Here is a 10,057-nt window from a genome sequence, read left to right on the forward strand (position 1 = left end):
GCTATAGCTTCTCATTAAAAACAGAAAAATGGCAACAAAAAGCAAAGACAAGACAAAAATTGCAACCAGGAAACCTTGGGGGCGATTAGACGAAGATGTTAAAGAGAAAATCGTATGTGAATTTAAGCCTGAAGAGCGCGCTCATGACCAAAGGCATGGTATTGTTCACCTACCAATCCGAGCTGCTCCATGTCGTATGCACTCCTTTTTCTTCAACTTTAATAACAATAGAATACCCAAACTAAAGGCCCCTGTCCAATCTGGATAGGGGCCTTTAGTTTTTATTAATCAGCTAATGAAATTAAACTATTGTTTTTTGAGATAGGTTTTATTACCATTTTTGTTGATGTAATATTTTCCACCACGGGGACCTGTTATTATTTCCTCTCCATTGGGGCCTGCTAAAGTTCTGTCTACTGTGGGTGTATAGCTCTTTGTAGCAGCTGTGTTCGGAGCGTTTTGCTTTTTAACCGCTGGCGTTTCAGCTTGTGCTACAGGTGCTGCTTTTTCTTTGCTGGCACTGTAACGTTTATCCGGCGTGCCATCTTTCTTCAGTCTCAAACCTGTGGTGTTTGGAACTGGTGCAACTTCATTTGCTACTGGAGCTGTTGTTTTACCAGCATAACGCTTATCAGGGGTGCCATCTTTCTTTAGTTTCACACCGCTGGCATTTCCACTTGGTGCAGCTTTGCTTGTTGCAGGAGTTGCTTCTGCTTTAGAAGCATAACGTTTATCCGGCGTGCCGTCTTTCTTTAATTTCGTCCCGCTGGCGTTTGAACTTGTTGCAGGAGCTGCTTCTGCTTTAGAAGCATAACGCTTGTCAGGGGTGCCATCTTTCTTTAGTTTCGCACCGCTGGCACTGGAACTTGGTGCAGTTTTACTTGTTGCAAGCGCTGATCCTGCTTTAGAAGCATAACGCTTGTCAGGCGTACCGTCCTTCTTTAATTTCGCTGCACCAGTTGATGTTGCTTCTTTTTTAGTTTTAGCTTTGGTTTCCTTTTTACTTTTCGCTGAACCTGACTGTGCAGGTGCGGTAGTCTGGGCAACACACAGACTAATATAAAACCCCAAAAGAACTACCAGAGAAAATAATTTTTTCATGTTTTTTGTTTTAAATGTTTAGTAAGTTAATTTTCAATCAGACTCAACCCTCTATTTCAATAATACAATTTACCGAATTTTCTTTACTATGACAATAAGACAACGAATATATCCAATGTGATATCTTATCCAATGTATTTTAGAAGCTGATGCTAATCAGGACTAGTCCTAATCGTATATGTAGATTAAGGCTTTAAAGGCCGTGCAATCCGCTATATCTTTTGTATCAAAAGGATGCCGTTCTGCCCATGAGCATTTTGCCATATTTTTCATTTTTCTGAAATAACTATCCCGAACATTTAAAACCCGCCCATAGTGCATTCAGCTTCAGCCATATCACAGCTGTGAATGGTTTAGGGGAAAGCTTGTAGAAGACAATGATCTGGCTGCTGCCTGGACATTTTTTGATATGGACTTTCGCATGAAGTATCATAGGTTTCTGCGCCATATAATCAAGCATGTGAATGGTGCCATTAAGGGTTTGCAGATCGCCATTTTCTGTTTTGGCCACATGGAGTTTTGTCTTTGTTCTGAAAATAATGGCTTTAGGGATGCTTTTTTTGGTATAAAAAAAGAGCAGATAACCATAGTTTTTTCTGCTCTTTTTGGACTTCAAATATTTAAAAAGACTTTTTTAGTGTTCTCTGATTATGATACACCTTTTTTATGAAGTAGAATATAAGGTAGTTTATTAGACTAGAGCTGTTTATCAATTTCTTTTGTTAAAGATTCAGCGATATTCTCTCCGCCAATTTGCGAATATTTGATTACGCCACTTTTGTCAATTACTATTGAAGTTGGATATGAGGAAACTTTATAATCACGGGCTGTTTTATTTCCATCACTCAATAGTGTGTAATTGAAGGTATTTGTTTTTAAGAATTCCTTAATCTCCTTAGCATTGTCATTTCCTATGCCAAGAAAGACAACATCCTTGCCCTTGTATTTTTCTTTTAATTTATTGAGTTCAGGCATTTCATGTTGACATGGTACGCAAGCCGCAAACCAAAAGTTAAGTACAACCACTTTTCCTTTCAGATCTTGCAACGCGTATTTTTTTCCATTAATGTCACTTAGTTCAAAGGGAGGTGCAGTTTTTCCCGTAGTCTCTTTTGCCATCATCTCATTTTTTTGCTCCATTTGTTCTTGTCGTTGGTTCATCTTCGAGGTGTCAACTTTTACCAAATAGATGCGTTGTTCATTGCCTTCTGTACGCTTCTCCATTTGAAACCTCCCCCCCCAGGACTGCATAACACTATCAATCTTTGCGTAAGGTATTTCTGCTCCTCCTTTAACGAAGTATTTTGCATTTTTTGGGAATATGTCTTCTTTGCGCATTCCTCCCTGGGCGCTAGCAAGGCTAGCTATTAAACACAGGGTTATTAACATTAAATAATTTTTCATGTGAATTTAAATTTAAATTTATTTTATATTTTGATATAAGCAAAACTACTTTGTGGTGCTTGTAGTTTATGTTAACCCTGTCTTAACTAGTGTTAACTAGTGTTAACTCTACTGTTCGGCTGCCTATAATTAGGTATCTTTACATTACTGAATACGGCATTACAGAAAGAAATATAATTTACATGAGGAAAAGAATGCATTTTGTATGGTTGTTGGCTATTATAACAATAACAGGAATTATTGTGTTTCAGGTATACTGGGTATATAATTCTTATAAGGCAGAAGAACGTAATTTTTATAGTTCGGTAACTTTTTCATTGGAACGAAGCATTGGCGCTTATTTGTTAAAAGAGATTGGCCCTCAGATTGTTTTTAAGACAGATTCACCTTCTCTTTCAAAAATCAATGGGGTTGTGAGAGTTCCCGCTGAACGTGACAGGTGGCTCGAAACAGCCCCAGCAGGAGAGGGAGTTATAGTTAGGTTTCCAAATTCTCAAAACACCCCTCCAGATGTCGCGCAAATGAAATTGGCAACTACTACGCTAATAGCCCGAAATTTTGGCAAACCGTTGAAAATTGAAGTGTTAAGTTCGTTCTTACAGCGAGAGCTCCAAAAGAACAACTTGGATGTTTCGTTCAAGCTTGTTTTGCTCAAGAAACAAAAAACACTACCCCTTAATAAGGCTGCCGTATTTGTAAGCTTTTCTAATGATGGCGATGTTATTGTTGTAAATATCACCAATAAGGGTCAATATTTATTGCTGCGAATCTTGGCCCCAGCTTTAATTTCTTTGTTATTGATTTTTTTATCTGCTGCTAGTCTTTATTATATGTGGATCATTATTCGAAGACAGATGAAATTGGATTCTATGAAGAATGATTTTTTTAGCAATATAGCCCATGAACTGCGTACCCCGATCTCTATTCTGAAGTCGACCCACGAGGCTCTTCATAAATTCGGTGAATCTTCAGATCCAGAAATAACTTCTCGCTATCTTGAGATCAATACTGCTATTTTGGATAAATTAGATAGTAATGTTGATCGGCTTTTAGATATCACCAGGTATGAGCATGGTGATAAACAAGTAAATATAGAACAGGTAGATCTTCTGGCACTCATTAATAAAACAATAGCCGAGTTTTCTGTCCATGATCATGTTTCAATCCAATATAATCTGCCTCTTAATGCGTATGTTAATACAGATAAGTATATTATCCACACCGTGCTAACCAATCTGGCAGACAATGCTATTAAGTATACAGAAGGACAGGTAAAGATTAATATAATTGCTGCACTAACAGATCATCATTGGAAACTGGAAGTAAAGGATGATGGAAAAGGGATCGATGAACAGTATTTGCCCTATATCTTTGATAAATTTTATAGGGTGCCATCGGGCAATATTCATGACGTAAAGGGATACGGACTAGGGCTAAACTATGTTAAGGAGCTTGTTGCTGCTTTGAATGGAAAGATCGACGTAAAGAGCAGTAAAGGTGTCGGAACAACTTTTATCCTAAAATTCCCTATCTATGGATAAAATTAAAGTACTATTGGTTGAGGATGAAGATGTTCTGGCAATGATTATTGCTGAAACACTTGGTAAARGAGGCTTTGAAATCAAGATTGCTAAGAATGGTGTTGAGGGTTGGAGCATGTTCAATCAGCTAAAGCCAGACATTTGCATCATTGATATTATGATGCCCAGAAAGGATGGCATCTCTTTGCTTCAAGATATCCGCAAAGTAGATGAATTTATTCCTGCTATCTTTCTAACGGCAAAGTCTCAAACAGAAGATGTATTAAAGGGATTCGAGGCTGGGGCAGATGACTACATGAAAAAGCCATTTAGCATGGAAGAGCTAATACTTAGGCTAAAAAGCATGATGCGCAGAAAAATTCCAGGCATAATAACCAACTCTCCAGTACTGGAAGTGTCAAATAAGATAGGACCTTATGAGTTTAACCACAAAAAGTTGGAGTTGATGTTTGAAAATTCAACAATTGCATTATCTCAACGGGAAGCTGATTTATTGGCGCTGTTGTTACAACATAAAAATAGCATACTAGATAGAAATATTGCATTATTAAAGCTTTGGGGCGACGATAATATATTTAATGCCCGAAGTATGGATGTATACATTAGCAGGTTGCGCAAATACTTTGTTAAAGATACTCATGTAGAAATATTGAATATCAGGGGACAAGGTTATAAATTGATCGATTAGTACAGGAAAGAAGCTTTTGAGCCTCATAACTATAGGATAATGAGATAATTTCTTTAGATTTGATCAGTCTACTATTATCCTGAGACAGGATTTTAACGTATGAATAGACACAGTAAACTTTCAGAGCCAGAATTAATCAGCTTGTTAAAAACTGGCGATGAACTTGCTTTTACTGAAATTTACAACCGATACTGGAAGAAGCTCTTTACTGTTGCTGCAAATAAAATCGGCGATCTTGAGGAAGCCCGAGAAATTGTACAAAATATATTTATCAGCCTTTGGAACCGCAGAACACAATTGGAGATTAGGGGAGCACTAAGCAGTTACCTTGCGGTTTCTGTAAAATATCGAGTAATTAATGTGTTGGACAAAAAAAATAACCATCAAATTTATTTGGATAATCTTCGTATTTCTGATATTGACGATTCTACTCGACAATGGTTAGCGTTTATGGAATTGAAAGATAGACTTGCCGAACTCGTTGCGGAATTGCCAGAAAAGTGCCGACTTGTATTTGTTTTGAGTAGAGACGGTGGACATTCCCAAAAGCAAATTGCCGAAAAACTCGGGATCTCTGAGAAAACGGTTGAAGGCCATTTAACAAAAGCAATAAAATCGCTCAAAACAGGTCTAAATACCTTCCTATTAACACTTCTTTAATTTATTTCCTTTTACAAGCAAGGGATAACTTGTTTTTAGCTGACTTATATATAGAAACCTTTATATATGGAGAAGTTAAATACGCCAGATCGCTTTAAACACTTGGCTTCCAGATGGAAGGATGGATCAATTACATCAGAAGAAACAAAGGAATTTGCAGCATGGTATAATGCTGATCAGGATAAAGAGATTTTTATCCCCGAGCAATTTGCTAAAGATTTAAACAGCTTAAACAAAAGCATGTTTGAAGCGATATTGTTAAAAATCAAACCAACAAAACGAGTTTCATTATGGCCTCGAATTGCTGCTGCGGCTATTATAATGGTGATATTTGGTGCAGGAATAGGGTATTTTAGAAATATAGCCCATTTTAATGGGATTGAACAAATTGCAGATAAAGGCCCAGGTAAAAATGGCGCAATCTTGACTTTGGCCAATGGAAAAAAAATCTATATCTCAGACAAGAAAACAGGTGTGCTTGCAAATGAACCAGGGATAAGTATTTCTAAAACTGCTGATGGACAAATTATATACACCATTAATGATCGCGAAAGTGCGTTTAGCAGTGGATTTAATACCCTACAAACCTCAAATGGAGAACAAACTCAGGTGAGGTTACCCGATGGAACTGTGGTGTATCTAAATTCAGCATCTAGCTTAAAGTATCCAACTTCTTTTACAAAAAAGAAAAAACGAATGGTGGAACTTTCTGGTGAAGGGTATTTTAATGTAAACAAAGATAAATTACATCCATTTATTGTAAAAACAGAGCGCCAAGAAGTTGAAGTCTTAGGAACACAGTTTAATATTAATAGTTATGCTGGCGAAATCCTTACACGTACAACTCTACTGGAGGGTTCGATAAAAATTACTGGAAAAAATAAGATAATTAAAGTTTTAAAGCCAAACCAACAAGCAATTAATTCTGCAACTAAAATGGAAATAGTGGATGTAGAAGCTCAGTTTTTTGTGGATTGGAAGGAAGGATTTTTTATGTTCAACAAAGAGAATCTAGAAAGTATCATGAAACGTGTTGCGAGATGGTATAACGTAAAAGTAATATATGAAGATCCTAAATTAAAAAGCGAAATCATTTCTGGTACAATTAGCAAGTATGAAACAATATCAAGCCTTGTTAATGTATTAGAACGTAGTGGCCTTGCAACATTTAAAATTGATAAAGATGTGGTTACGATTAGCTTAAAGAAATAACTCACTAATCAACAGTTTAACAAAACCTTTCAAAGTGATTAACAACTAACGGTTTGAATCTTATAAACAAAGGCAAAATCTATTGATAAACCTAAACAACCAAAATACATGAAAAATCAGAAACAAGGACCTTGAAGGGTATGGTGATTTGATGCAAAAAAGAGCCTCGATTCGTGGTCGAAGCCCTTTCTAGCTGCATTCAGAAATATTGATTAAACAAATTTCTTAAACCTGGTGAAGTGCTCAATCCTTCTAAAAATCGACACAACGCCATAACAGACTAATGTCAAATGTATAAAAATTATACTAATTTTTTATGGAAGCCCTATGGCTACATGTTTAAAATACTATTAAGTAAGGATTCGCTTTTTCAGCGGATGAGTGAGATTGATAAACGAAAATGGATCATGCGAGCTAAATTAACTGCCTTCTTGCTAATCATTACACTTATGCAGGTTAGTGCATCAACTTTTGGGCAAAATTTAACGCTCAAAGAGAAGAATATCACCATTGCAAAAGTGTTTTTTGAAATCCGTAAACAAACCGGATACGATGTTTTACTGAGGAGCAAAAAGCTAGATGTTTCAAAAAAAATAGATGTAGCGTTTAATAATACACCAGTTAATAATGTAATTAATCAGATTATTAATGGAACGGAGCTTGAATATACGGTAAACGACAAAACCATATTTATTGAACAAAAGGAAAAACCTTTTTTTGAGCGGCTTGTAGAGCGATTTATAGAAATCGATATCAGTGGAAAAGTATTGGGCGAAAACGGAGAAGTGCTAGTGGGTGCTTCCGTTAAAATTAAAGGAACTTCACGCATTGTGATTACAAATTATAAAGGAGAATTCAATTTTTCTAAAGTTGGTGAAAATGCAATGCTAGAGATTTCCTATGTAGGTTATGAATTGAAAGAAGTTAAAGCTAGCGCTAATTTGGGATCAATAAGAATGGTGCGAAGCACGAGTAAACTTGAAGAAGTTAATGTTTCTATCAATACGGGTTATCAAAAGATCAAAAAGGATCAATTAACAGGAGCGGCATCTAGTATTAATGAAAAGGAGTATCAGCAGCGCACAGCGATAACAGGAAATTTTTTGGAGAGCTTAGAAGGAAAGATTCCAGGTCTGGTTTATAACGGGCAAACCGGAGAACTCGCCATCCGCGGTGTTTCTACTTTTGATGCCGTAAAGCAACCATTAATTGTACTCGATGGTTTCCCTACAGAAGTAGACCTGAGAACAATTAACCCAAACGACATTACTTCTGTTACTGTTTTGCGTGATGCGGCTGCAGCTTCTATTTATGGGGTTAGAGCATCAAATGGGGTAATTGTTGTAGAAACAAGACGAGGTAAGTTAGGTAAACCCGTATTTACGATCAACAGCTCACTAGCTATTCAAGATAAGCCAGATTTTAGTTACATGAACTATATTTCTTCAAGTGAATTTGTGCAGTTACAACGTGATAATTTTTATATCGCTAAGCCTAACACTATGTTGTATGATTTGGGTATCTATAAAATGAATCCTGCACAAGAAATTCTTTTTAAGGGACCAAGAATGGGTGTGGTTACTCCAGCATTAACTCAGGCTCAGGTAGATCAGCAGTTGGCTACATTAGGCTCTTACGACAACCTAAATGAGTACCAACGTTTGTTCTATCAACAAAGACAGGCAAAGAATGTAAATTTTGATGTAAGTGGTGGCAGTCCGAGTAATACGTATATGATGGGCTTGAACTATATTGGAGAAACACCAGTAAATAAAGGCTCACAAAATAAACAGTTTAACTTGAACCTGGCGAACACCTTTCAGTTTTCTTCTCGATTCAATTTTGACTTTAGAGGAACTTACACTAATATAATTAACACTACTGCAAATACACCTATTTACGGCGATATTTTCCCTTACGAGCGTTATGCCGACGATAATGGAAATCCGTTGCCTGTATCTTTAGGGCCAAGAAAGGACTATCTTACTTCTTCTGTTACTACAGCTACTAATAATGCCTTACAAGCTGCCGGGTTATACAACCAGTTTTATTATCCCTATCAGGAACTGACTAGCAATGAGAACACACAAAAAAATTCTTTAATCAAGTTTCAAGGTAGACTAAATAGCAAGATCACCAATTGGCTTAATCTTGATTTGGGAGGGAATTATGAAAACCAGAATGTGAGGTTTGATCAATTACAGACCGAAGATGCATTTCTAGCTAAAAGTTTAATCAATTCGATGGCCTTAAGAGATCCTGCTACAGGAAAAGCACTTTTCACCAATATGCCTAAAGGGGATATTTTAAGGCGAAATACTCAAAAAATTACCAATTATACCCTACGGGGGCAATTAAACTTCAGTCATGCATTTGGTACTGATCATAACTTGTCTGGAATAATGGGTGCAGAACAAAAAAAGACCGTAGGTGAAGGATACTTGACCTCATTTTTTGGCTACGATGGGCAATCGCTGATTGTAAAACCCATTAATATGGGTGCTTTAAATGCTACAGCCAGACCAGCCTTTCCAATAAATAGCGTTGGTATTGGATCAGCGTTTAGTAGCACACAGTATTTTAACGAAACTTCTAATGATAGAAGATTCATGTCTTACTATGGCCAGGCAACTTATATCTATAAGGCAAAATATGTAGCTACAGGCAGTTTAAGGTTTGATAAATCAAATCTGTTTGGTGTAGACCCAAAATATAGAAATAAACCATTATGGTCTGCTGGTTTAAATTGGCGCTTGGGACAAGAAGAATTTATTAAGAAGCAAACCTGGATAGACCAATTACAATTAAGGGCTGCGACGGGCTTTAACGGAAACGTGCCATCAAGTAACAATGGTAAATTTTTAATTCTCGAATCTAGATTAAATACAGCTTTAAGTACACCATTAACTTATAATGATGTGCTCAGCCCGGAAAATCAATCATTGAGATGGGAAACCACACAGAACTATAATTTTGGTTTGGACTATAGTTTTTTAAAGAGCAAGATTTCGGGGTCTGTAGACTATTATATTAAACAAACCAAAGATGTATTCGGACAATATGGCTCAGATCCTACAACAGGTTTTAACCAGTATAATGCAAATACAGCAGCAATTGAGAACAAAGGGCTAGAGATTTTAGTAAACAGCATTAATATAAGACAGCACAAATTTGAGTGGAGAACACAATTAACCGCTTCATTTAACCAAAATAAGGTATTGGAAGTTAAAGCTACCGAATTTACTACCTCACAGCAGATTACGAGTTCAGCCACGCCTGTTAAAGGTCTTCCAATAGGTGCATTGTACAGCTATAATTATGGAGGTTTAAACAGTAATGGACAGCCTTATGTGTTAGATAGATTTGGCAACCAAAAAGTAATGACCTATTCAGATATGGGTGCTGGCGTAATCGATGTAACCAAAAATGACCTGATTTATAGTGGTACAAC

Annotated in this window: 8 protein-coding genes; 5 read left to right on the forward strand and 3 right to left on the reverse strand. The window is 36.6% G+C overall.

The features are described from left to right. Nucleotides 1–306: 306 nt before the first annotated feature. The 3 genes from AC1DPQ_RS07480 to AC1DPQ_RS07490 form a co-directional block, all read right to left on the reverse strand. Nucleotides 307–1,101: a hypothetical protein gene (locus AC1DPQ_RS07480; RefSeq protein ID WP_477581200.1), complete on the reverse strand. Its 795-nt coding sequence runs from the start codon at nt 1,099–1,101 to the stop codon at nt 307–309. 286 nt (nt 1,102–1,387) lie between these two features. Next, on the reverse strand, nt 1,388–1,717 hold the full coding sequence (locus AC1DPQ_RS07485) for a hypothetical protein (RefSeq protein WP_477608614.1): 330 nt from the start codon (nt 1,715–1,717) through the stop codon (nt 1,388–1,390). 80 nt (nt 1,718–1,797) lie between these two features. After that, the gene (locus AC1DPQ_RS07490) at nt 1,798–2,505 is read right to left on the reverse strand and encodes a peroxiredoxin family protein (protein ID WP_477581203.1); all 708 of its coding nucleotides are present in this window, start codon (nt 2,503–2,505) and stop codon (nt 1,798–1,800) included. A 194-nt stretch (nt 2,506–2,699) separates the two neighbouring features. Between AC1DPQ_RS07490 and AC1DPQ_RS07495 the strand changes: the two genes are divergently transcribed. From AC1DPQ_RS07495 to AC1DPQ_RS07515, 5 genes are all read left to right on the forward strand, one after another. Continuing rightward, the gene (locus AC1DPQ_RS07495; RefSeq protein ID WP_477608616.1) at nt 2,700–4,046 is read left to right on the forward strand and encodes a sensor histidine kinase; all 1,347 of its coding nucleotides are present in this window, start codon (nt 2,700–2,702) and stop codon (nt 4,044–4,046) included. Next, a complete protein-coding gene (locus AC1DPQ_RS07500) occupies nt 4,039–4,734 on the forward strand; it encodes a response regulator transcription factor (protein ID WP_477608618.1) in 696 nt (231 codons plus the stop codon). The genes AC1DPQ_RS07495 and AC1DPQ_RS07500 overlap by 8 nt, the downstream gene beginning before the upstream one ends. A gap of 141 nt (nt 4,735–4,875) precedes the next feature. Continuing rightward, a complete protein-coding gene (locus AC1DPQ_RS07505; protein WP_477581209.1) occupies nt 4,876–5,394 on the forward strand; it encodes an RNA polymerase sigma-70 factor in 519 nt (172 codons plus the stop codon). 66 nt (nt 5,395–5,460) lie between these two features. Continuing rightward, a complete protein-coding gene (locus AC1DPQ_RS07510) occupies nt 5,461–6,606 on the forward strand; it encodes a FecR family protein (RefSeq protein WP_477608620.1) in 1,146 nt (381 codons plus the stop codon). A 407-nt stretch (nt 6,607–7,013) separates the two neighbouring features. Further along, the coding region (locus AC1DPQ_RS07515; RefSeq protein ID WP_477608622.1) for a SusC/RagA family TonB-linked outer membrane protein at nt 7,014–10,057 on the forward strand (3,044 nt) is incomplete at its 3' end.

This window comes from Pedobacter sp. 01T416_2 (assembly GCF_056398925.1).